The organism is Novimethylophilus kurashikiensis (genome assembly GCF_003112435.1).
GTDB classification, from domain to species: Bacteria; Pseudomonadota; Gammaproteobacteria; order Burkholderiales; family Methylophilaceae; genus Novimethylophilus; species Novimethylophilus kurashikiensis.
In genome coordinates this window covers 201,142-225,459 of record NZ_BDOQ01000002.1, presented here as the reverse complement: position 1 = coordinate 225,459, position 24,318 = coordinate 201,142, and the positions used below count along the sequence as shown (strand labels likewise).

Sequence of the window (24,318 nt, the reverse complement as noted above, 5' to 3'; positions counted from 1 at the left end):
TTAAAATCCTGTATCTGTCGATCTGTGATGGCCGGTTCGACTGGTTTTGATCGTGGTGAAGGTGTTATTTGTGTAGATGTGGCATGCACCAGAGCAATCCTTAAGCTCAGCCACGGTATAAAGCACAGTCGTCGGTGAGGACGTTTTGATATGAGATCCCGCCTTGAACTGCTGTGCATGGCACCAGGCGCAAGCCGGCTTGTAGGCAGCGTTGCCACGATGAGGTGCCCCGGTGATGGTTTCGCTGTTATTGATGTGGCACAACAGGCAATCGCTGTACACCGTCATGTTGGGCCCGGTATGGGTCTTGTAGGACGTTGTCAGGTGCACATAGGCCTTGATGGGTTTCCACACTGTCGTGGTATGGCAGCGCTCGCAGGGTTGTGTCGTAATGAAGTGCGTTGCCGGTTTAACGGTTGCAAATCCGGTCTTGTGGCAATTGGAGCACCCTGACGTGATGCCGGAGTGCGCAAATGTTGGGGGTAGCCAGGCCGTAGTTCGATGGCAGGCATCGCAGTTGTAGGGACTGGGGCTGATGCTGGCATGCATGGCATCCGGACCGGTCGCTGCAGTCCCATTATGACAATCCTTACAGGTTTTACCCGTAATCTGGGCAGTTGTATGAGCAAAACTGGTGGGCAACCAAGCCATGGTGGTATGGCAAACCGCACACTCGCTCGTCGTGACGATGTGATTTGCCTTGGCAGGCGTGAATCCGTTGCCACTGTAGTTGTGGCACAGCAAGCAGCTACCGACACCGGTGTGGTTCATCGTAGCGGGCGTCCAGGCCGTACCGATGGTATGGCAACTGCCGCAGGTGTTACTGGTCATCGGCGAGTACAAGTGCGCCTTGGCACCAGAGGTCGGGCGCCCCGTCGCATTTATGCCGTTGTGACAAGTCGTGCAATTGCTGGCGCTGGTGACGTTGGTGTGGGCAAACGATGTGGGCAGCCAGGCCATCGTCTTATGGCAGCTAGAGCATTCGCCATATCCCGTCGTTGCAATATGTCCCACCTTGGCCGGCGTAAAGCCGTTTCCGTTGAAGTTATGGCATGAGGAACATGCCGTAAGTCCGGCATGGTTCATGGTAGCCGGCGTCCACACCGTACCGATGCTATGACAGCTGCCGCAGGTGACATTGGTCATCGGCGCCACCGTGTGTGCCTTGAGGCCGGTCGGCGTACCGGTAGCAGACGTGCCGTTGTGGCAAGTCGCGCAATTGGTCGCCGAGGTGATGCCGGCATGGGCAAAAGTGGAAGGCGTCCAGAGCGTGGTGTTATGGCAGCTGGAACATTGCGTGTAGCCCATGGTGGGGATATGCGTACTCTTGGTCGGGGTCCAGGCGTTACCCACCGGCGTTGTATGGCAACTTGCGCACAGCGTTGCGCCGGTGTGGTTCATGGTCGCCGGCTTCCAGGCCGTGCCGATGGTATGGCAATTGGCGCAGGTATTGGCGGTCATGGGCGCAGTAGCATGCGTAGTGGGACGACCTGTGGCAGCTGTGCCGTTGTGGCAAGTAGTGCAGTTGGAAGCAGCGGTGATAGCAGTGTGGTTGAACGAGGTCGGCGTCCACGCAGCAGTCGTATGACAGCTGGAGCACTGCGTATAGCCGGTCGTCGAAATATGGTTGGCCTTGGCAGGTGTAAAGCCATTGCCGGATATTGCGTGGCAACTGGTACAACTCGTTAAACCAGCGTGATTCATGGTCGCAGGCGTCCATACCGTGCCAATGCTGTGGCAGTTGCCGCAAGTCGTGCTGGTCATGGGCGAAACCAGGTGCGCCTTGGCCCCCGTAATGGGTGCGCCAGCCTGGGGAACCGCCTTGTTCGGCGTGTTATGGCACCCGGATTGCGCGCAGTTGGTGGCCGAAGTCACCGTATCGTGACGGAAAGTCGCTCCCAGCCAGCTGGTGGTGGTATGACAGGACGAACATTCCGTCGTGGTAGCCAAGTGCACGAATCCCCCGGTGGAAATCACCGTCCAAGCATTGCCGGTCTTGGAATGACAGCTGGAGCAACTCACTGCCCCGGTATGATTCATGCGTGTTCCCGGCCCCCAGGCGCCGCCGATGGTATGGCAGTTGGCACATGTCGTACTGATCATGGGGGCAACCAAGTGTGCATTGACGCCGGTGTTAGGCACACCTGCACGCGGCGTGGCGTGGTTTGCAGTGTCGTGACAGCCGGACTGGGTGCAGTTAGTAGCCGACGTGACGCCGTTAGTGGCATGGTTGAAGGTCGCCGGCAACCAGGCTGAGGTAATGTGACACGACGAACACTGTGATGATGTACTGAGGTGACTGGTCTTGGCAGGCGTCCAGGCATTGCCGGTATAGGTATGGCAAGTCGTACAGGCCGTGGCCCCGCTGTGATTCATGGTCGCGGGAATCCACGCCGTGCCAATGGTATGGCAGCTGCCGCAGGTACTGTTGGTCATCGGCGTCACTGTGTGTGCATTGACGCCGCTGGTGGGACGTCCGGTTGCGCTGGTGCCGTTATGGCAGGTCGTGCAGTTGCTGGCGGAAGTAACGCTGCTATGGCTGAACGCGGTCGGCGTCCAGGCCGTGGTGGTATGGCAGCTAGAGCACTGCGAATAGCCGGTCGTCGAGATGTGGTTGGCCTTGGGCGGCGTAAAGCCGTTGCCGGTCGCGCTGATGATGTGGCAACTGGTGCAGCTCGTCGCCGAAGTATGGTTCATGGTGGCCGGCGTCCAGGTCGACCCGATGGAATGGCAGCTCGCGCAGGTAGCGCTGGTCATAGGCGCCACCAAGTGGGCCTTGGCGCCAGTGATGGGGCGACCAGCCTTGGGTACGGCCGCACCCGGCATGTCGTGACAGCCAGATTGGGTACAGTTGGTCGCGGAAGTGAAACCGTTATGGGTGAAGCTCGCAGGCTTCCAGGCGCTGGTCCGGTGACAGTTGGAACATTGCGAGGTGGTCGTAATGTGCGTCGTGGCGGGCGTGGTGGTCCAGGTATTGCCAGCATAACTGTGGCATGTGGAACAGCTTGTTGCGCCCGTGTGGTTCATTACCCACGGCGTCCACGACGAACCGATGCTGTGGCAATTCGCGCAAGTATTTGCCGTCATGGGCGCCGTCGTATGGTTTGCGGGCCGACCGGCTTGCGGTGCTGTGCGCCCTGCCGTGCTGTGACATCCGGATTGCGCACAATTAGTTACTGCCGTGACATTGTTGTGGCTGAAGTTGGCCGGTGTCCAGGCCGTTGTCGCGTGACAGGACGAACATTGGGTAGTGGTACTGATGTGACCTGCCTTAACTGGCGTCCAGTTGTTACCGGTGTAAGCGTGACATGCAGTACACGTCGAGGTATTACCGGCCGCATGGTTCATCGGCGTCGGGATCCATGCCGTTCCGATGGTGTGGCAACTGGCACAGGTGTTGATGGTCATGGGGGCCACGGTATGTGCCTTGGCGCCCGTGGTCGGCCGCCCCGTCGCACTGGTGCCGTTGTGGCAAGTGGTGCAATTGGTCGCCGAGGTCACGCCGCTATGGGAGAAGCTCGTCGGCTTCCAGGCGGAGGTCAGGTGGCAGCTCGAGCACTGCGTATAGCCGCTGGTAGAGATGTGGTTGGATTTAGGTGTGGTCCAGACGTTACCCGTGGCACTGATCACGTGACAGCTGGCGCAGCTGGTCGCGCCGGCATGGCTCATGGTTGCCGGGGACCAGGCAACACCTACGGTATGGCAGCTGCCGCAGGTGCTGCTGGTCATGGGCGCGGTGATATGCGCCTTGGCCCCGGTCGTCGGGCGGCCGGTTGCGCTGGTGCCATTGTGGCAAGCGGTGCAATTGGTTGCTGCCGTCACGCCGCTATGGGCAAAGCTGGTGGGTTTCCAGGCAGTGGTCGCATGGCAATCCGAGCATTGGGCATGCCCTGCGGTAGAGATATGGTTGGACTTGCCCGGCGTAAAGCCGTTGCCGGTCGCACTAATGGCGTGGCAACTGGTGCAACTGGTCAAGCCGGTGTGATCCATGGTCGCCGGCGTCCAGGTGGTGCCGATGGTATGGCAGCTGCCGCAGGAAGTGCTGGTCATAGGCGCCAGCAAGTGCGCCTTGGCCCCGGTGGTTGGGCGACCAGCCCCGGGTGTGGCCTTGTTCGGCGTATCGTGGCAGCCGGCTTGGGTACAAGTGGTGGCGGATGTCACGCCGTCGTGCTTGAAGCTCGCAGGCTTCCATGCACTGGTGGTATGGCAGTTAGAACACGGCGAAGAAGTCGTGAGGTGCGTGGTGGCTGGGGTGATCGTCCACGTATTCCCGCTGTTGGAGTGGCATCCGGCGCAATTGGTCGCGCCGGTGTGGTTCATCTTGGCACCCGTCCACGTTCCGCCGATGGTGTGGCAGTTGGCACAGGTGGCATTCGTCATTGGCGCCACAGTGTGTGCCTTGGCCCCGCTGGTCGGGACACCGGCACGCGGCGTGGTGGCATTCGGTGTGTTGTGGCAACCGGATTGGGTACAGTTGGTCGCTGCCGTCACGCCCGCAATCGTATGGCTGAAATTCACCGGTAACCAGGCTGCAGTGGTGTGGCAGGACAAGCACTGGGCCGTCGTGGAAATGTGCGTGAGTTTAGCCGGTGTCCAGCTGTTGCCCGAGTAGGTATGGCAGGTAGTACAGGTGGTGATGCCGGTATGGTTCATCGTAGCCGGAATCCAGGACGTACCGATGCTGTGGCAGTTGCCGCAAGTCACGTTCGTCATGGGCGCGACAGTATGGGCCTTAGCGCCGGAGGTAGGACGGCCAGCAGCATTAGTGCCGTTATGACATGAAACCGTACAGTTGGTAGCCGTAGTGATGCCTTGATGGCGGAACGTAGACGGGCTCCACGTCACTGTGCTGTGACAATCCGAGCATTGCGCATGACCTGCCGTTGAAATGTGCGCCGTCTTGCCGGGCGTCCAAGCGTTGCCGGTCGAGCTGATGACGTGGCAGCTCGTACAGCTGGTCGCTCCAGTGTGCGTCATGCTGGCCGGTAACCAGGCTTGGCCGAACTTGTGACAACTACCGCATAAATTGGACGTCATCGGCGCGGTCTTATGCGCGTTTGGTCCATTGGCAGGACGCCCTGTTGCGGCAGTGCCGTTATGACACGTCGTACAGTTCGTGGCACTGGTCACGCCGGTATGATTGAACTGAGTAGGCTTCCAGGCCGTTGTGGTATGGCAGCTCACGCACTGCGGATATTGCGTGGTCGGAATATGGCCTGCCGGCTTGCCAGTCGCGGCGCTGCCATTGTGGCAGTTGGTGCAGCTATCGCCCGGACTTCCGGAAATTCCGACCTTGCTGTGGTCGAACGAAGTCGGCACCCAGCCTGATGTCGTGTGACAAGTCCCGCACGCCATATTGCCCACGGGAATATGCTTGGCGGTCATGCCCGTGGCACTGCGGCCATTATGGCAATAGGCGCAGGTCTTGGTGCCTAGCTGGGCTGAGGTATGGGCAAATGAGGTCGGCGACCAACCTGCCTGGGTATGGCAGACGCTGCATTGTTCGCCGGTTTGGATATGCGTGGCCGTCTTGCCTGTAGCCGTGCTGCCATTGTGACAGCTTTGACAATTGGTATCGCCCGCACCGTGGGTGAAACTGGCAGGCAGCCAGGCAGACGTTGTTTTGTGGCACGTATCGCACTGTGCGATGGTGACAACGTGGGTCGAAGGCTTGCCGGTGGCGGTCTTGCCATGGCAATCGGAGCAGCGGCCCGTCGCGGGCGGCACTAAAGTACTGTGATCCATCCCAGCGGGCACCCAGGCAGTTGTCTTGTGGCATTCGCCGCAGTCTTTACTGGTATTGATGTGCCCTGCCGGCTTGCCGGTCTGGTTGATTCCATTGTGGCAGGTCGAGCAGCTTTGAGTCAGTCCGCGGTGGCTGAAGCTCGTCGGCAGCCAGCCCTGCGGTTGGTGGCAACTACTGCACTCTTGCGTCACCGGGATATGTGTGGCCGGTTTCATTTGGGCATTCACCACACCGGCTCGATTGTGGCAGTCTGAACAGGACGTCGGCGTGCCTTTGAATACGCCTTTGACGTGGCAGCTTTCGCATGCCACGTTGGTATGCATGCCGGTCAGTTGGAACAGGGTGAGATCGTGATTGAAAGATGCGGCAGGTCGCGTGCCTTCGGCAGCATAGGGAGATAAGGAAAACGCCAGCAGCATCGCGATTGCAGACGCAACGACTCCCAACCAGCGCATTATTTTCAAATCCTTCTCCCCTTTATTCCTAACCTGTTTTTGGCAGCACAGGCTTATCCCGCGCCATGCAGCCCCGACCATTACTGCAATACCCATGCCAGGAATGCAATGTTTATAGAATATGGGTTTATCGGAAGAGAGAATGACCTAGCTGTCTCAATAAGGAGACGCTAATTTTTATGTTTTAGCTTAACACCATGATTTAATATGGAATAGGCTGTCTCCTATCGGAGACAGCCCCGTCAGCGGCCAACTTGCGGCTTGATGTCCTTGAACGAACTGGTGGTATGGCACCGCTCGCAGCGCTTACCGAAACCGCCTTCATGGACGTCCTCGGTTTCGTGACAGCCTGCGCAAGTCGTAGGTGTCAGCACTTTGTCACCCGCCATAGGTCGCTTGTGGCAATCCGTGCATTCGGCTTTCTTGTGCGCGCCGTCGATACGGTATTTGGTTCGCCGATCGTGATCGAAATCCCAGGTTTTCCAATCGCGGGCGTTGTGACAGCTATCGCACTTCTTACCTAGCCTCAGTTCGTGCTTGTCTTCCTTCTTATGACAGGAATAACAGTCCGACTTGGCGTTCTTGAATTCCGCCGTGTCGTGGCACTTCTTGCACTCGACCTTGACGTGGCTACCGAGCAAGGGGAAGTGCGATTTGTTGTGGTCGAACCGTACATCGTCCTTCCAGCTCTTCTCGGAATGGCAATCCTCGCATTTCTTGCCTTCCTGGCCGTTGTGCTTGTCGTCCTTCTTGTGACAGGCATAGCAATCGGACGGCGTCTTGTCGCGGAATCCGGGCGAGGTATGGCATTTATCGCACTTGGTTTCCTTATGTTTGAAGCGCAGCGGATACTTGGTGTCCTTGTCGTGATCGAAGCGTGTGTCCTTCCAGCTCTTTTCGCTGTGGCACTTATCGCACTTGTCACCTAGGTTGCCGTGATGGCCTTTGTCGTCGTCCGTCTTCTTGTGGCAGTCGTAGCAAACCTGGGTAAGCTTCTGCTCGTAGAGCTTGCCGGTATGACACTTGTCGCACTTCACGTCGCCATGCTTGAAGCGCAGCGGGTATTTGGTGTCCTTGTCGTGGTTGAAGAAAGTCTTCTTCCAGTCGTTTTCCTTGTGGCAGCTCTCGCACTTCTTGCCGAAATCGCCCTTGTGCGCCTTTTCATCCTCCTTCTTGTGGCAGGACCAGCAATCCAGCGCTAGCTTCTCGTATTTCAGGCCGGTGGTATGGCACTTATCGCATTTAGCCTCCTTGTGCTTGTCGCGCAAGGGAAAATGCGTGTCCTTGTCGTGATCGAAGCCCTTGGGCGTTTTCCAGTCGCGGGCGTTATGGCATTCCTCGCACCTCTCGCCTAGGGTGCCATTGTGTTTGTCGTCCTTGCGATGGCAGGAAATACAGGTCGACTTGAGCTTTTCTGCCGCCGACTTGTGACAGCTTAGGCACTTGGTATCGCGGTGCTTGTCGCGCAGGACGAAATGCGTGTCCTTGTCGTGATCGAAATGCAGGTCGTTCTTCCAGCTATTCTCGCCGTGGCAGGATTCGCACTTGGCGCCGAACACCCCGTGGTGTGCCTTGTCGTCGTCCTTGCGGTGGCACTCGATACATTTCGTCGGCGCGTCCTTGTACTTGTTGTCGATATGGCATTCCTTGCACTTAACATCGACGTGCTTACCGCGCAATTCGAAGTGTGTCTTGGAATGGTCGAAATTGGTCGTTTTCCAGTCTTTTTCGGAGTGGCACTTGGCGCAATCCTTGCCCAAATTACCCTTGTGGGCCTTGTCGTCGTCCTTGCGGTGACAATCGAAGCAGCCATGCGGTGCTTCGCGCCATTTGGCCTTGGGTTGATGGCAATCCGCGCATTTCACCTTCTCGTCGGCGTGCTTGCCCTTAAGCGGAAAATCCGTCTCGCCATGTTTGAAAGTTTTCTCGTTGAGCTGGACGACCTTGGCCGCCCGCCCCTTGTGTTCGGTATGGCATTCGCGGCAATCCTTGTCTGTCGATTGCTTGCCGTGGAAACCCTGCTTCAAGGTCACGTCCTTGCCGACTTCCTTGTGGCAGTCCATGCAGAGCTGGTTCTGCGCGGATTTATCGAAGCGCTTGTGGCAGTTCTTGCACTCTTCCTCGTACTTGGCGTGTCCCTGGATGACCTTGCCGGGCATGATGGCGGATTCCAGGCTATCGGCCCCAGCCGTCGTTGCCAACAGCGCCAGCACCAAAAATATCAATCGAATCAACATAGGATCAGTACATGTGAACCGCGATCACGTGCCAAATTGCCGTGGCGGCAAGCAAGTAAACCAGGGGAATGTGGGCGACATGCCATAGGCTGAAAATGCGCTCGAACATATCGAATTGTGCGACGCGCTCGACGGCGTAAAGGTAATCCAGCACCATTTCTCGCCGCTTCCGGGAATTACGAGAGTAGCGCGGCATATAGATCGTGCAGCGCAAATTGGCAATTTGGCGACGGATCGGCAGCGTCATGAATTTGACTAATTTGCCGAAAAAACCTGGATTGGTCTCCAGCGCGTATTGCTGAAAATCATGCAGCAGTAGCAATACCTTGGGATGGTTCTTGAGCTTCGATTCCGCTTCGCTCTCGCTACCCAGCAATTCATTTTTCAACTCGTTGAGCGTGAGCTTGCTGCCGTAGAGGCCGCGGTGGATATGGCGATAGGCATAGCGTCCGATCACGCCGCTGCCTGCTACCAATGCCATGGAAAACAGCGCCACGCCGGCATTGATCGAATTGATGTGGAAGGTCGAATGGAACAGCACCAGGAGCGGCCCGAAAATCCCAAACATCATGTGCAGGCTGAACCAGTACTTGATGGCACCCCAGCGCAAGGCGAAGCGGAAATGCTTGCGTATCGGGTAGGTCAGCAAGGTCAGCATCATCAAGCCGCCGATCAAGCCCATGTTGTAGCCGATCTCGTCGCCCGGTTTGTAGTAATGGCCGTGCGCAACATCCCACCCCAGCCAACCCAAACCCGCCGAGGCCATCAAGATAAAAGGCCAAATGATCAACTTCGCTATCCCCCTGCTGTTATTTGGCACGCCTCTTGCCTTGGCATTGCCCGGCATGCCTTCGATATAAAGCTCTTGTTTTAGCCCTGTGATAAGCCTGCGCTTGTCCATGGCAAGGCATCTATGCAAGGGGCATGCCAATTAATAACAAACAGATTATGGTTAAATACCCGGCATATGGCTGGGGTTGAGGTTTCGATCAAATGACGTTTCTTTTGCTGTTCGGATTGCCCTTTGCGGTGGTACTTTTCTTCTATTTGCGTCGCCAGCGAACGACAGACGAACGGGATCGCCACAAATTACAAGAGGCGCTCGAGTCCGGCATGGGCGAGCCGCCATCACTGCATCCCGTCTTCGATCCGGCCCTTTGCATCGGTTGCGGCGCTTGTATCCCGGCCTGTCCCGAACATGCAATCGGCATCATTGCCGGCAAAGGCGCTCTTGTGACGCCAGCCAAATGCATCGGCCACGGCGCTTGTGCGGCAGCCTGTCCGGTCAAGGGCATCCAACTGGTGTTCGGCACGGAAAAGCGCGGCATGGACATTCCGCAAGTCAAGCCGAATTTCGAGACCAACGTACCGGGCATTTTCATCGCCGGCGAACTGGGCGGCATGGGGTTGATCCGCAAGACCACGGAACAAGGCAAACAGGCCATCGAGCACATCGCCAAGCACAAAGGCGGCAAAGCGCCGTACGATGTGATTATTGTCGGTGCCGGCCCGGCGGGCATTGCAGCCACGCTAGGCGCCCAGGCACTAGGGCTGCGCTACGTCACACTGGAGCAGGAAGATTCGCTGGGCGGGGCGGTATATCACTACCCGCGCAACAAGCTCACCATGACGGCGCCGATGAATCTGCCGCAGGTTGGCGAGGTGAAGATCTACGACATCCGCAAGGAGGATTTGCTCAAGCTCTGGAACGGCATCGTTCGCGACACCGGCATCAAGATCAATTTCTTCGAGCGCATGGAGAAGATCGTGTCGTCCGAGCACGGCTACACGGTACAAACCTCAAAAGGCAGCTACGAAGCCACTTGCGTGCTGCTTTCCATCGGTCGGCGAGGTACGCCGCGCAAACTGGATGTGCCGGGCGAAAACCAACCCAAGGTGGTGTATCGATTAATCGATGCCGAGCAATACCGGGGACAGCATGTGCTGGTCGTCGGCGGCGGCGACAGCGCGATCGAGGCCGCGATATCGCTCTCGGAAGAGCCGGGTACCACGGTCACCCTCTCCTATCGCAGCGAGGCCTTTAGCCGCATCAAGCAGAAAAACCGCCAGAACCTGGACGCCGCCGAAGTGGCCAAGACGCTGACTGTAATGCTGAAATCCAACGTCAAGGATATCGGCGAAAACGATGTCACGCTTGAATGGAACGGCCAACTCGTGACTATTCCCAACCAGGCCGTAGTCATTTGCGCCGGTGGTATCCTGCCTACGCCGTTATTGAAAGAGATCGGCGTGATGGTGGAAACGCATCATGGGAAGGTCGCTGCATGAAACACCAGCTCATTCCCAATCAAGTCAAAAGCGTTTCGAATTGCCGAATATCGATCGGTGCACTGAACAGATAGCCCTGGTAGTTGTGGCAGCCAAACGATTTGAGCAGGGCATACTGATCGTCTCGTTCGACGCCTTCGGCGATAACGTTCATGCCCAGGCGGCTGCCCAGCGCTATCACGGTATGGACGATGAGCGCCGAGTCGGAGCTTTCTCGCATGTCCTGGATAAAACTACGGTCGATTTTGAGCTGGTCGAACGGCAGGCGCGTCAGATAGCTCAGGGATGAATAACCTGTACCGAAGTCGTCCATCGACAGCCCCACCCCCACCTCCTTCAACGCCAGCATTTTGCCGATCGCCTCGTAGGTATCCTCAAGCACCATGCTCTCGGTGAACTCGAGCTTGAGCATGGCGGGAGGCAAGCGGTATTTCTCGAGCACGGCCACGACTTCATCGACGAACGAAGGCTGGTAGAACTGCTTGGCACTGACGTTGACCGCCAGCGTCAATTTCGAGAATCGCGGATCGTCTTTCCATGTATCGAGTTGGCGGCAAGCCTCTTCAAGCACCCACTTGCCGATGTCGAGGATCAACCCGGTTTCTTCGGCAAGTGGAATGAAATGGCCCGGCAGCACAGTCCCGAGCCGCGGATGCTGCCATCGCACCAAGGCTTCTGCACCGATCAGCCTGCCCTCGTTGTCCACTTGCGGCTGATAGATGAGGCGAAGTTGGCCATGCGCAATGGCCAGACGTAGTTCGCGTTCGATTTCGATGCGCTTTTCCAGCGTGCGCTGCATCTCGGGGTTGAAAAAGCGGTAGGTGTTCTTGCCGCTTTTCTTGGCCTCGTACATAGCAGTATCGGCCTGGATCAGCAAAGTATCGATATTCACGGCACCTTCAGAAAAAAGCACGATGCCGATGCTGCTGGAACTCTGGAACAACACATTGTTGAGGGTATAAGGGGCGCTTAATTCGTCGGCAATTTTTTCGGCGATACGCATGGCTTGCTTGGCCGCCTGGTCTTCGAACGTGTCCAGTTCTTCCAGCAACACGACAAATTCGTCACCGCCCAATCGCGCCACAGTATCGATCTGCCTGACGCAGCCTTTCAACCGATGCGCCACCTCGCGCAGCAACTCATCGCCTGCTTGGTGCCCTTGGCTGTCGTTGACGATCTTGAAGTTATCCAGGTCGAGGTACAACAGCGCGCCATGCAGGGCGTTCCGCCGCGTGGTAGCGGTCGCATGTTCCAGTTTTTCGAGGAAGAGGCGTCGGTTGGGCAGCGCCGTCAGGGTATCGTAGAACGCCAGGTTACGAATCCGCTCTTCTGCCGCCTTGCGCTCGGAAATATCGAAGAAATTGGCGACGTAGTGCGTCACGCGTCCATCAATATCCTTGACCGAGGTAATGGTGAGCCACTTCGGGTAAATGTGGCCGTCCTTGTGGCGGTCGTAGATCTCGCCTTGCCATTGCCCCCTGGCCTTGAGATCGAGGTACATCTGCTGGTAGAAAGCGTTATCGTGACGGCCGGACTTGAGGATGTTGGGACGCTTGCCGATGACTTCCTCGGCACTATAGCCGGTGATCTTGGTAAAGGCCTGGTTAACTCGCACAATGCAGCTATCGACATCGGTAATCATGGTGCCTTCGAGCGTTTCGAAAGCGGTGGCGGCAATCAGCAGTTCTTGTTCCGTTTTCTTCCGCTCGGACACATCTTTTACAAAGCCGATGAACGCCCGTCTCCCTGCCAGATCTACGTCGCCGACCAAAAGCTCCATGGGGAAAGCCGCGCCGTTCTTCTTTCGCGCCACCACTTCCCGACCTTTGCCGATGATTCTGCCCGGTCCGCCACCCATATATTCCCGGATATATCTGTCATGGTTGCGACTATCAGGCTCCGGCATCAACACATTGACGTTTTTACCCAGCAACTCCTCTCGCGTGTAGCCGAACATGTCGGCACATACAGAATTAAACTCCTCGATTTCGCCTCGATCACTGATAACGACGATACCAATGGCGGTCGTATTAAGGAGTGCGCCAAGCCGGGCTTCCTGCTCACGATGTGCTTTCTCCAGGAGCTTTCTTTGCGTGATATCACGGAAAAACGCGATGAAATAACCGCCGTTTTCAATAAAACTGACGCTGACTTCGGCATCCCATAGTGAGCCATCCTTGCGCCGATGAAGCGTCTCGAAACAATCACCGCCGTTCTCGATAATCCTGGAAATATGACTTAAGACCTCCTCGGTACTCTCCTTGGCCTCCAGATCGGTCACATGCAGGCCGATCAATTCTTCCCTGGTGTAGCCGGAAAGGTGCTCGTAAGCCGGATTAACTTCTTGAATCACTCCACGAGAGTCCGTCAGCCAAAATCCCTCGGCCGAGGCCTGGATCACCGTGGTATAGCGACGCCGCTCGGCCTCCAGTTGCAATTGCATTCCGCGCTGCTCGGTAATGTCTTCGTAGATACCGAGGATGCCGACGACAACATCATTGGCATCGCGAAATGGCATTTTGGATGTTCTCAACCAGAGGCGCCGTCCATCTGGTGTCGTTTGGGTTTCTTCGTAATTGAGCTTGGGGGTGGCGGACTGCATGACTGCAAGGTCGTCGCCGATGTATTGCTCTGCCTCATTGCTCCAGGCAAGTTCATGGTCGGTCTTACCGACAATCTGATGAGGATGCTTTAAACCTGCATCCCACGCAAATTGAGTGTTGCAACCGAGGTAACGGGAGTGAACATCTTTCCAGAAAATACGGAAAGGGACTTTCTCGATGATTTCCTTGAAGACCGGGTCGGTATAGTCGTCTGCAGCCAGCAGGGCTTCATGTAAGAGTTCGTCCTTCAACAACTTACTTTTGGACTTCGCTAGGTCCCGGAGTTCTTTCAGCATACCCCCCGCCCTTCAACGTGAGTCAAAGATGCGAGAAAATCCGAGCCCTTACTTGATGTTGTGAACCGACCACAAGCACCTGCCATAACATCTCCCAATCAATATCGAATCAAGCCCCGTTTTATTTCGATTCTTAGGAGAAGCTCGAGGTTTCGTTGAAAACTAAACCGAACTCAAATGCAGTGCGTAAGAATATTATTGATGTACAAAAAATACAATAATCTAATAAAGGCTATTGACGCGGGATCGCGCTATTTTTAATAGGACCGCCATTGTTTAATCAATGATTGTTGCAGGACAGACACAAATAAAGAAAAACAAAAAAACCCGCGAATTATCGAAAATTTCGCGGGTTGATTGGCCTTCGTTCGATCGTCCCCTTGAGGGGGGACTTGGTGGGCGGTACTGGGATCGAACCAGTGCCGCCCACCCCGAACTAGGCCATGGGCGAGGGTTTGCGGGGCGGTACTGTCTAATAAAACCGAATTGTCTAATAGATTTTGAAAAACTCCCGCTCATCGAGGGTCACTGGTTCGGTAGTTAAACAGGGGATCGAATAGCAGGGAGGTTATGCAAAATGCAAATGTCCTATCCTGCCAGGGCAATTATTTGAGGTTTTCGACGGTGGAATTTCTCCGTTTTTTTGGCGTCGGCATGGGCGAGTAATTCTTGGGCTCTGGCAAAGACTTTTACCATCTCTGCGGACCTTTGTACGCAAATCGTGCTCGGTAAAAAGCTATCTATATTGCGGTTGCGGCTAATAATCGTGCATGAAGTTTTACCAGATATCCTTAAGCCCTTCACTTTTGAAACTGATTCAACACTTAGTCAAATCCAACTATAGAATCCATTTTAAAAAGCCGATCGTGATTCTTCAGGTTTCGGCCTTGTATCTACTCGCGTCGCTAATAGCCCAGCGGCAAGCACCAGGCCTATCTGAATCTCATAAATCTTGTGAAAATCATTGAGCTGAATGTGCTGATTCACGAGAAGAACTACTGTAATCGCTACGCCAACAACTGTTCCGATCTGCCTGATGGCTTGGTTAATCGCACTGCCGATCGCGTAATCCTTTTTAGGCAGGTTGTGCACCGCAGCAGCGGACAATGAGGGCATCACCATTCCAATTGCTGCGCCTGTAATGAGTTGTGCGGGTAACCAACTGCCGATGTAGTCAGGTGTGAGCCCCGGGATAGTGAGATACCAGAATGCACTGGATGCGAACATCAAGCACCCTGTTATCAGGATACTTCTGTGCCCTATTTTGGACGCAATCTTGCCGCTTATGATGGCGACTGGAATGACGCTTAATGGCCCAGGGGTCATCGCCAATCCAGCCTGGGGCAAACTGTATTGCCAGATGTTCGTCATGAAGAAAAAGAACGAGAAGAACATCATTGCAAAAGCAATGGAAAACAAGACTGCGGCCATATTCACGAACCGATAGGTCGGGTTTTTGAAAAGCCCCATATCGACTAACGGATCGGTGGTCTTCTTGCACCACAGAATAAAAGCGACCAGCAGCCCCATACCCGTGGTAAGCATCAGGTGAAGTCTAGTCGATGAAAGACTTGCTGATTTGATTTCAATAATGCACGTGGTCAACAACGATACCGACAATATGATCAAGCACATGCCCGCCACATCTAGTCGAATGTGAGTGTGTGAGTTTCTGGATTCATGGAGGGTTGGGATCCCTTTAAGCAGACAATACAATCCCACCGGAATATTCAGAAAAAAAGCCCACTCCCACCCCAAACTATCGATGATGAAGGAGCCCAAGCCAGGACCTATTGCGGCCGCAAGCGCGCCCACAGCGCCCCAGCTGCTCATGACCTGAGCGCGTTTGGACTGCGGAAACGCCTCCAAAATGAGCGCTAGGGAGGATGGCCCCAATAATGCGGCTCCAATCGCCTGAAGAACCCGGGCGGCAATCAACACATATATATTAGGCGCGATGCCACAAAGAAATGATGCCGCGACAAAAAGCCCGACACCGTACATAAAGACTTTCTTCCTCCCTAGCCGATCAGCGATGCCGCCAGCGGGAATCAAACTGGTGGCATAAACGATCGTGTACGCATTCATCACCCACGATATGCTGACAGGAGTGGCTTGAGGGAAACTTGCCGCAATGCTGCTGAATGCGGCATACAGGATCGTGGAATCAATCGATATTAAAAACGTCGCAAGACTGGCGATGCCAAATACAGCCCATGGATTCACTGACGGATTTTGTTGGTAGTTCATGGTGCTTGATAAGACCTGCCTCGCGATTTTTATCAGGGTTATATTGTTTCAAGGCCTGGTATGAAAATCAGATTTCCGCCATCTGTAAGTTCGTTGATGCGTTTGGCCTTCAATGGCGCATATTCCTCAGACTCATACATTGCAGTAGCCGCTTCTTTGGAAGGAAAACGAATTATGGCGGTGAGATTTCCGCTAGATTGGCCTTCTTGGACTACAACATCACCTGAAGCTGCAAGAAACTGACCTCCAAATTTCCCCACCACAGCGCTCATCAGTGAGCCATATTGCTCGAAGTATTTCGGAAAGTCTTTCACGTTGAACTGTACGAGAACAAACATGGGTTGTGCCATTGGTATCTCCTATAGGGGTTAATTGGAATGAGGGGATGATCAGTTTTGCGATGGAATTGGCCTGATCTTGAACCAGATCGCGTACATCGCAGGCAGGAATACCAAGGTCAATATTGTCCCTGCAAAAGTGCCACCGATCAGGGTATAAGCCAGCGTCCCCCAAAACACGGAATGGGTGAGCGGGATAAACGCAAGGATGGCGGCCAATGCTGTAAGAATCACAGGTCTTGCTCGCTGGACGGTCGCTTCCACCACCGCGTCAAAACGCTCCATGCCTTCCTTGAGGTTATGCTCGATCTGCCCGATCAGGATCAAGGTATTGCGCATCAAAATGCCGGACAGCGCGATCAGTCCAACCAGGGCATTGATGCCGAAAGGCTGCTGGAACAGAAGCAAAGTGGGCACAACGCCGATCAATCCAAGTGGGCTCGTGGCGAACACCATCATCATTGCCGAGATCGAACGCACTTGCAGGATGATGATGACCAGCGTAAGCGCGACCATGATTGGGAACAACGGTAACAGCGCCTTGGTCGCCTTGCCCGACTCCTCGATCGCGCCGGCTTCGTCGATACGATAGCCAGCCGGCAACTTCGCCATGATGGGTTGCAATTGTGCCTTGATGGCCGTAGACACATCGGGCGGTTGCAGATTTTCAGCGATATCGCCGCGAACGGTGATGGTCGGGGTACGATCACGACGGCGCAACGTGGCATCTTCCATGCGGACCTCGACAGTACCGATTTGCGACAATGGCACGCGTTGTCCCGACGCACCCACCAAGGTAAATGCACCGATTTCGCTGGGATTAAGACGAACATTTCCTGCCGCACGTGCAACTACTTGCACTGAGCGTATGTCTTCGCGAACGAGGGTCACAGGCAACCCGCTCAAGAAGAACTGAAGCTGCTGCGCAACGCTATTCGACGTCAAACCTACTGCTTGAAGCCGGTCCTGCTGGAGCGTGAAGTGCAGCGTAGGCGCCTTGGCACCCCAATCCGTGTTTACGGTCCGCATCATGGGGCTGGCATCCATGACGGCCCGCACTTGATATGCAATTTCGCGCAGCTTTTCCGGATCGGGCCCCGAGACGCGGAACGCGACGGGGAACGGCGAGTACGGACCAAACACCAGTTGCGTGACACGCACGCGAGCTTCCGGTGCGAGCCCGTCAGCGACAGCTTGGCGCAACCTGAACTTCAGCGCTTCCCGCTGCTCCTGATTGTCTGTCCTGACCACGATCTTTGTGAAAGAAGGATCCGGCAACTCGGGTGACATCGCCAGGTAAAAGCGCGGCGCGCCTTGTCCGATATAAGACGTAACAATCTTGGCTTCTTTTTGTTTCGCCAGCCAGGCTTCAACCTTGGCTGTTGCAGCACTTGTTTGTTCGATGGAAGTGCCGTAAGGCATCTGAACTTCGATCAACACCTCCGGCCGATCCGAGGTCGGGAAAAATTGCTTCTTGACGATGCTCATGCCGAGGATGGCGGTGACGAACGCACCGATCACGATAGCGGCCACTATCCACTTCCGGCGGATGACATTTCCCAGAAGTCGGCGAAAACGGTTGTAGTTGGGGGTGTTGTAAATGGCTTGATGCCCGCCTTCGATATTTTTGATGTCGGGCAGCATTTTCACCCCCAGGTAAGGTGTGAATACCACCGCCACGACCCAGGATGCAATGAGGGCGGTGCCTACAATCCAGAACATATTGCTGGTGTATTCACCCGCCGTGGACAGGGCAAAGCCGTTCGGCATGAAACCAATGGCAGTAACCAAGGTACCGGATAACATGGGGGCAGCGGTATGGCTCCACGCATAGGCCGAAGCGGCAACGCGGTCGTAGCCCTCCTCCATTTTCACCACCATCATTTCGATGGCGATAATGGCATCATCCACGAGCAAACCGAGCGCGAGGATCAGCGAACCCAAGGTAATACGGTCGAAATTTTTGCCCGTAGCACCCATGACCACGAAGACGGCCGCCAGCGTCAACGGCACGGCCGCGGCCACGACAAGTCCGACCCGCCAGCCCATGCTCACGAAGCTCACGACCATAACCACCAGGAGCGCCACGAAAAACTTGACCATGAACTCGTCGACAGCTGAGGCAATATTGACGGCCTGATCGGTGACCTTGCTCAACCCCATTCCTTGAGGGATTTCAGCATTGATCGCAGAAACTTCGGTATCGAGGGCTTTGCCCAGCTCGCGACCGTTCCAGCCGTCGCGCATGACGACCCCCAGCAGGATGGCCGGCTTGCCGTTGTTGCGCACCATGAACGTGGCCGGATCTTCATAGCCGCGCTCGACGGTGGCGACATCAGACAGTTTGAGTGTGCGTCCTTTCGCCGTGATGGGCGTATCGCGGATTTTCTGCAATTGGTCGAAGGCGCCGTCGATGCGAATAAAGACTTGCGGCCCCTGGGTGTCGATAGAGCCGGCAGGGGTCAGCGCATTCTGGCTATTGAGTGCTGCAAAAATGTCTAGCGGCGAAATACCGAGTGTCGCCAGGCGGTCGTGCGAAAAGGAGACGAAAATGCGTTCTGGCTGCTCGCCAATAATGTTGACTTTCTTCACACCGGCCACGTGCAGCAGGCGTTGACGCATATTTTCGGCGTCCCGCACCAGTAATCGATGCGGTTCGCCTTGGGCAGAAAGTGCGAACAGGGCAAACGTCACATCGGAGTATTCGTCATTTACCAACGGGCCGATTACGCCAGCGGGCAGATAATGGACTTCGTCGCCAATCTTTTTTCGTGCCTGATAAAACTCTTCCTGCACCTTGGACGGCGGCGTGCTGTCCAGCAAAGTTACAGTGGTGAACGCCAAGCCCGGCCGGGTAAAGGTTTCCGTCCGGTCGTAATAGCGTAACTCCTGCATCCGCTTTTCGATTTTCTCGGCGACCTGATCCTGCATTTCCTGCGCGGTTGCGCCCGGCCAAGCCGTAATCACCGTCATCGTTTTGACGGTAAACGGCGGATCTTCCGCGCGACCCAGCTTGAAGAAGGCGATCGCACCGGCCAATGAAATCAAAATAATCAGGAACAGCGTGATGGAACGTTCACGAACGGCGAGTGCGGATAAGTTGAAAGCGCTCATCGAACTTCTCCAGCCATGTGGGTTGTGCCTTCGCTGCCTGCCACCCTGACCTTTTCACCCTCTCGCAGCAGATTGGCGCCGAGGGTGACAATCTGATCGCCTGTCTTGAGACCGCTTTCAATGCGGGCATAGGAGTCATCCAGTCCCTGAACCTTCACTGCGCGCCAGGAGACGTGCGTGGGCGATCCTTCGATGACCCAAACCCCCGTGCCGCTTCCTGCATCGAAAATTGCGCCAATCGGCACTTGGAGAAAGTTTTGCGGCGTAGTGCGATTTTCAGGAATGCGAATGGTCACGGTGGCACCTAGCGGGGCATCGGCTAGCGCACCATCCAGCACATATCTGGCCTCAAATGTGCGGGTCAACGCGTCCGCCACGCTTGAAAGCTGCCTAAGTTTTGCAGGAGCGGAAACCTCCTTGCCGAAAAGGTTAGCTTGGGCTGTGGAACCCAGCACGGGGCGCAGTGTTTCCGGCAAGTTGACGGTGGCTTCACGCTGTCCGGATCGGGCGATCCGCACGACGGTCTGACCTGCGGCGACCACTTGTCCAGGTTCAGCCAAAGTCTCCATGACAACGCCATCGGCATCCGCGAGCAAAACGGCATAGCTGGATGCATTTCTGGCGACGCCGGCTTGTGCTTCTGCGGCATTGAGTTGTGCCTTGGCTGCATCTGCGGCGGCCTTGACCTGATCGTAGGTTGAAGCGGAAACGGCCCCGATCTCCACCAAGTCCCTATGCCTGATCTCCTCTTCTGCGGCTTGATCAGCCCGAGCCTTAGCCGCCGCAACAGACTCCAGACGTGCCTGCGTCTCCAATTGCAAATCCTTGGGGTCGATGCGCATGAGAGGCTGGCCAAGTTTTACATGTTGACCAGCATCCACCAAACGCTCCAGGACTTTCCCCGAAACACGAAAACCCAGGTCGCTTTGTACCCGTGCTGCCACCGTACCGGTAAACGTGCGTGATGCAGGAGAGGCCGTTTCAACACTCCCCACCCTCACCAACGGCGGTTGGGTGCGCGCATCAGGAATTGTTTTATCGGCACACCCGATTAAAGCCAGGAATGAAATACCGGTAACAGCAAGTGAAACGAATTGTGGACGTCGCATGAGGATCCCCTCCATTAAGGCAGGGGCCCATTGTCACAACAGTGACTAATTTAGTCAATAGTCACATATATTTTTACGGGGCGAGACTTCGTAACACCAGAGCGGAAAGCAGGGAGGGTGCTTCTTCGGCAAGGTCGAGATTGTATTGCAGCAGCAATGGATTGATGAACGGTCGCATCACGAGATAGATGGCATCGACGGTTTCATCAATAGGTGTTTTGCGCTCGAACTCGCCTGTTTCACGGCCTTCGCGTACGAGCGTTTCGATAATCTGCTTGACCTCTTTTCCATAGGAAATGGTCGGCGCCCAATTCTCGCTCGCGGCAAAGGCGGCGATCTCGTAAAGCTTTCGATCTTGGAAGAAAAGCTCGACGCTTGACGCAACCATCTTCTTGAAAAAATGACGAAACTTAATAGAAGGAGAAGAAGCCTTTTCAACCTCATCCTTAACGCCGGTGATAATTGAATTCAGACAATTGCCACAGATCACCTCACCGATCGCCTGCTTCGATTCAAAGAATTTATAGATGTACGCCTTTGAGAATCCGATGGACTTGGCCAAATCGGATACGGTGGTTTTCTCATACCCGTAATGACTGAAATGCTCTTCAGCCGCCTCAACAATTTGAGTGCGAACATTATGGTCAGCCGGCCCCCTCAGGGGCGTCGCTTTGGAAATTGATTTGTTCATACTTAATAAGTTACCCCTACTTTTGACATTTGACAACTTGTGACCAAGTGGTAATATAGTCACGAATAAATTTCGAGTGAGAATATTATGTTTCCTCGTCGCGCTCTTGTCTTTTTTGTCTTGGCTGCCATTTCGGCAGGTTGCGCCGTCGGTCCGGAATACAAGAAGCCGGAAGTCGCGCTCCCTGATCAATATCTTGGTAAAAGCCAAGCAGAACAGCGCACCTCCACGGCAAAAGCAGATCTTGGGACCTGGTGGGAAGGGTTTAACGACCCATTGCTGTCGCGCTTCGTATTGCGTGCTTTCGAACAAAACTTGGATTTAGTACAAGCGTCAGCACGGATTCGTCAGGCCCGTTCAGGTCTTCGTCTGGCTGATGTCGCCTTGCTCCCCTCAGGTTACGTCAGTGCAAGTGCGGCAAAAAATCACCAATCACTGGAAACGCCCTTAGGCCAATTACTGAATGCCACGCCAAATTACGATCGGAACGGCAGCCTCTACGAAGCGGACATCAGCGCCTCATGGGAAATGGATGTTTTTGGCGGACTACATCGTGATCAGGAAGCCGCCATTGCCGAGTATCAGGCTTCGGAAGCCAGTAAGAACGCAGCACGTCTAGCAGTCGCCGCGCAAACCGCCGACCTTTACATCACCATTCGCAGCCTGCAATCTCGCATCGCCATCGCCAAGCATCAACTCGAAACCCAACAAAAGCTGCTGAAGATGGTGGGCTTGCTCTACGGCAAGGGGCTAGCACCCAAACTCCAGGTGAATCAGGCTGAAGGAGCTGTGGCTCAGACCCAGGCGACTATACCGGCGCTTGAGGCTGGTCTGGATACGGCACTGAATGCCTTCGATGTCATGCTGGGCGTTCCCCCCGGCACTTATCGGTCGGAACTTGCTCCGGTTCAGGATATTCCATCTCCCCCGCAAATCTCCGACATGGGAACCCCTTCCGACCTATTAAGGCGCCGGCCCGACCTCATCGTGGCGGAGCGTCGCCTGGTGGCCGCCAATGCAAGAATCGGGGCGGCCATTGCTGAGTACTACCCCAAATTTTCCATCACTGCCTTACTAGGAACGGCTACCGCTATTTCTACCGGCAACCTGTTCAGCAGCGGAGCGAGCCAGGCATCAGGCGTGCTCGGCTTGCGCTGGCGTCTTTTCGATTTCAAACGTATCGATGCCCAAGTCGAACTCGCACGAGGCAATGAAGCGGAAGCGCTTGCCGGATACCGCCAAGCGGTACTGCATGCCACAGAAGATGTCGAGAACGCCCTGTCCTCGCTGGTTAAGAGCGAAGAACAAACAGGCGTCCTGGCTCAAGGAGAAACATCATTGAGCCAGGCAAGAAATTCCGCGCTTGCGGCTTATCAGAAAGGGGTCGTCAGCCTGATCGAGGTTCTGCATGCAGACGAAAATCTTTTAAAAATTTCCGATGCAAAAGCCCAGGCACAAGCGCAATCGGCGCGAGCCGCAGTGGCAACCTTCAAGGCACTGGGTGGAGGGTGGGAAGGAAGCAATCTGGGGTTACAGCCAGCTATCGCAAATGAAGCAGCAATCAGTTCGGCAGCGCATTAACTGACTTTAATCATTTGGAGAACTCCAATGCTATACAGTTACATCGTCAAGAAAAAAATTCGGCAAACCTTCGACCACGTCAACAATCATCGCTGGGATGAGGCGACGGAAGCGCTCGCCCCGGATGTACATCATCGCGTTTCCGGCACTCACGCGCTTGCCGGAGAACGCCATAGCAAAGCAGCCCTGCGCCGCTGGTTTGAGCGCCTAGGCCGCGTCCAGCCCAATCTCCATATCAAGGTTGACAATATCTGGGTGACAGGTTGGCCGGGGAATACCACCGTATTTGTTCAATGGGACGGCACTGCAACGCTGCTTAACGGCGAGGCATACGCTAATCGTGGCCTCCACGTGTTCACTCTGCGGTGGGGCAAAGTCCATGCACTCGAGGAATTTCAGGATTCGCAAGCAGCAGCCAATGCGCTTGCTGCACAAGCGGCAGCCGGTCTCAAGGAAGCTGTCGCCGAACAAATTGTGACCTAGTAAAAGGGCGGTAATGAGGCCAGCGATTGGATTGCTGGCCTGTCAATCGTATTGCTGGAAATATGGCCTTGTCAGCCAATCTACTGCCCGAAATTGAATTAAGAATCAGCCCGTTAAATCTATTCAAATTATTACAAGGGAGTTGAAAATGAATATCACAGCTGTCCTGCTTATCCTGATCGCATCGCTGGCCGCGCCTTGGCTGGTATCCTTTTTAGTCGAAGCGCTAAGACCCGTCCCCAAAACGCCTGAGACAATGCCCTGGGATCCAAGCTTGAAGCCCTCCTACGTCACGGTAGACGGGGTCAATATCCGCTATTTAAAAAGTGGCCAGGGCCCTGCTCTGGTATTGCTCCACACACTCAGAACACAACTCGATCTATTTCATAAAGTCATTCCGGAACTGAGCAAGGATTTCACGGTTTATGCCCCTGAATATCCCGGGCACGGATATTCCGATATTGCGGATGGGTCCTACGATGCCGAATTCTTCGTGAATAATGTCGTCGGTTTTCTCGATGCCCTTGACCTTAAGGATGTCACCCTGGCGGGCGTATCCATCGGCGCAAGCATTTCCCTGCTAGTGGCAGCACGTCGCAATCCGCGCGTGGCGCGAATTATCCCCATCAACCCCTACGATTATTACGAGGGAAAAGGATTGGCTCGATCTTCCTCGCTTGGACGCGTTATTGTCATGGTCTCAGCGATTCCATTTATTGGCGAAACCGTGGTGCGCTTGCGTAATTTCGAGATCATGAAGGCTGTTTTGTCTGGCGGAGTCAGTGATCCAAAGTCTATCTCCCCCGCACTTATGAAAGAGATGTACGACGTGGGCAACCGCAGCGGCCATTACCGTGCCTTCCTTAAACTCCTCAGAAATGCTGCAAGCTGGGAACATGCCCGCTCGCAATACCGCAATATCAACGTACCGACCTTGATCCTTTGGGGGTCGGATGACTGGTCGCTTGCCGAGGAAAGACGCTACGACGAATCCCTAGTTCCCGGAGTGAAGGCGGCCACCATTCACAAGGGCGGGCATTTCTTACCTTTTGATGCACCCGAAGCAGTGATACATCACATCAAAGATTTTAGTCTAGTGAAAGCGTAGATTAATTTTGGCTGAAAG

The 24,318-nt window shown here is 55.1% G+C and carries 13 protein-coding genes; 4 read left to right on the top strand and 9 right to left on the bottom strand.

Annotated features, from left to right (window positions below):
• From NMK_RS02275 to NMK_RS02265, 3 genes are all read right to left on the bottom strand, one after another.
• Positions 1-6,201 carry a cytochrome c3 family protein gene (locus tag NMK_RS02275; protein ID WP_181376143.1) on the bottom strand — a complete coding sequence of 2,067 codons (6,201 nt, stop codon included), beginning with the start codon at positions 6,199-6,201 and terminating at the stop codon, positions 1-3.
• Positions 6,202-6,443: 242 nt separating this feature from the next.
• The gene (locus NMK_RS02270) at positions 6,444-8,438 is read right to left on the bottom strand and encodes a cytochrome c3 family protein (protein WP_227871326.1); all 1,995 of its coding nucleotides are present in this window, start codon (positions 8,436-8,438) and stop codon (positions 6,444-6,446) included.
• A gap of 4 nt (positions 8,439-8,442) precedes the next feature.
• Positions 8,443-9,228, bottom strand: coding sequence for a hypothetical protein (locus tag NMK_RS02265; protein ID WP_146187119.1), 786 nt, complete (start codon positions 9,226-9,228; stop codon positions 8,443-8,445).
• Positions 9,229-9,431: 203 nt separating this feature from the next.
• Between NMK_RS02265 and NMK_RS02260 the strand changes: the two genes are divergently transcribed.
• Positions 9,432-10,727, top strand: a complete 1,296-nt coding sequence (locus tag NMK_RS02260; RefSeq protein WP_109014134.1) for an NAD(P)-binding domain-containing protein — start codon at positions 9,432-9,434, stop codon at positions 10,725-10,727.
• A 19-nt stretch (positions 10,728-10,746) separates the two neighbouring features.
• On the opposite strand, the gene NMK_RS02255 is transcribed toward NMK_RS02260, so the two are convergent.
• The 6 genes from NMK_RS02255 to NMK_RS02230 all read right to left on the bottom strand — a co-directional run bounded on the left by NMK_RS02255 (position 10,747) and on the right by NMK_RS02230 (position 21,128).
• Positions 10,747-13,626, bottom strand: coding sequence for a PAS domain S-box protein (locus NMK_RS02255; RefSeq protein ID WP_109014133.1), 2,880 nt, complete (start codon positions 13,624-13,626; stop codon positions 10,747-10,749).
• 852 nt (positions 13,627-14,478) lie between these two features.
• A complete protein-coding gene (locus tag NMK_RS02250; RefSeq protein WP_109014132.1) occupies positions 14,479-15,876 on the bottom strand; it encodes a DHA2 family efflux MFS transporter permease subunit in 1,398 nt (465 codons plus the stop codon).
• Between the two features lie 38 nt (positions 15,877-15,914).
• Positions 15,915-16,226: a DUF1330 domain-containing protein gene (locus tag NMK_RS02245; protein WP_109014131.1), complete on the bottom strand. Its 312-nt coding sequence runs from the start codon at positions 16,224-16,226 to the stop codon at positions 15,915-15,917.
• A gap of 39 nt (positions 16,227-16,265) precedes the next feature.
• On the bottom strand, positions 16,266-19,328 hold the full coding sequence (locus tag NMK_RS02240; protein ID WP_109014130.1) for an efflux RND transporter permease subunit: 3,063 nt from the start codon (positions 19,326-19,328) through the stop codon (positions 16,266-16,268).
• Positions 19,325-20,437, bottom strand: a complete 1,113-nt coding sequence (locus NMK_RS02235; protein WP_109014129.1) for an efflux RND transporter periplasmic adaptor subunit — start codon at positions 20,435-20,437, stop codon at positions 19,325-19,327. The genes NMK_RS02240 and NMK_RS02235 overlap by 4 nt, the downstream gene beginning before the upstream one ends.
• A 73-nt stretch (positions 20,438-20,510) precedes the next feature.
• Entirely contained in the window at positions 20,511-21,128 is a 618-nt protein-coding gene (locus tag NMK_RS02230; RefSeq protein WP_109014128.1) for a TetR/AcrR family transcriptional regulator, read from the bottom strand.
• Positions 21,129-21,215: 87 nt separating this feature from the next.
• Here NMK_RS02230 and NMK_RS02225 point away from each other — a divergent pair, with 87 nt between their 5' ends.
• From NMK_RS02225 to NMK_RS02215, 3 genes are all read left to right on the top strand, one after another.
• On the top strand, positions 21,216-22,709 hold the full coding sequence (locus tag NMK_RS02225; RefSeq protein ID WP_109014127.1) for an efflux transporter outer membrane subunit: 1,494 nt from the start codon (positions 21,216-21,218) through the stop codon (positions 22,707-22,709).
• 27 nt (positions 22,710-22,736) lie between these two features.
• Positions 22,737-23,192, top strand: a complete 456-nt coding sequence (locus NMK_RS02220; protein ID WP_109014126.1) for a nuclear transport factor 2 family protein — start codon at positions 22,737-22,739, stop codon at positions 23,190-23,192.
• Between the two features lie 148 nt (positions 23,193-23,340).
• Positions 23,341-24,300, top strand: coding sequence for an alpha/beta fold hydrolase (locus tag NMK_RS02215; protein ID WP_109014125.1), 960 nt, complete (start codon positions 23,341-23,343; stop codon positions 24,298-24,300).
• The last annotated feature ends 18 nt before the right edge of the window (positions 24,301-24,318 follow it).

Bases quoted from the DNA above. Each gene is read 5' to 3' on its own strand.
- NMK_RS02275 (WP_181376143.1), bottom strand. From the start codon at position 6,201: ATGCGCTGGTTGGGAGTCGTTGCGTCTGCAATCGCGATGCTGCTGGCG.
- NMK_RS02270 (WP_227871326.1), bottom strand. From the start codon at position 8,438: ATGTTGATTCGATTGATATTTTTGGTGCTGGCGCTGTTGGCAACGACG.
- NMK_RS02260 (WP_109014134.1), top strand. From the start codon at position 9,432: ATGACGTTTCTTTTGCTGTTCGGATTGCCCTTTGCGGTGGTACTTTTC.
- NMK_RS02255 (WP_109014133.1), bottom strand. From the start codon at position 13,626: ATGCTGAAAGAACTCCGGGACCTAGCGAAGTCCAAAAGTAAGTTGTTG.
- NMK_RS02250 (WP_109014132.1), bottom strand. From the start codon at position 15,876: ATGAACTACCAACAAAATCCGTCAGTGAATCCATGGGCTGTATTTGGC.
- NMK_RS02245 (WP_109014131.1), bottom strand. From the start codon at position 16,226: ATGGCACAACCCATGTTTGTTCTCGTACAGTTCAACGTGAAAGACTTT.
- NMK_RS02240 (WP_109014130.1), bottom strand. From the start codon at position 19,328: ATGAGCGCTTTCAACTTATCCGCACTCGCCGTTCGTGAACGTTCCATC.
- NMK_RS02235 (WP_109014129.1), bottom strand. From the start codon at position 20,437: ATGCGACGTCCACAATTCGTTTCACTTGCTGTTACCGGTATTTCATTC.
- NMK_RS02230 (WP_109014128.1), bottom strand. From the start codon at position 21,128: ATGAACAAATCAATTTCCAAAGCGACGCCCCTGAGGGGGCCGGCTGAC.
- NMK_RS02225 (WP_109014127.1), top strand. From the start codon at position 21,216: ATGTTTCCTCGTCGCGCTCTTGTCTTTTTTGTCTTGGCTGCCATTTCG.
- NMK_RS02220 (WP_109014126.1), top strand. From the start codon at position 22,737: ATGCTATACAGTTACATCGTCAAGAAAAAAATTCGGCAAACCTTCGAC.
- NMK_RS02215 (WP_109014125.1), top strand. From the start codon at position 23,341: ATGAATATCACAGCTGTCCTGCTTATCCTGATCGCATCGCTGGCCGCG.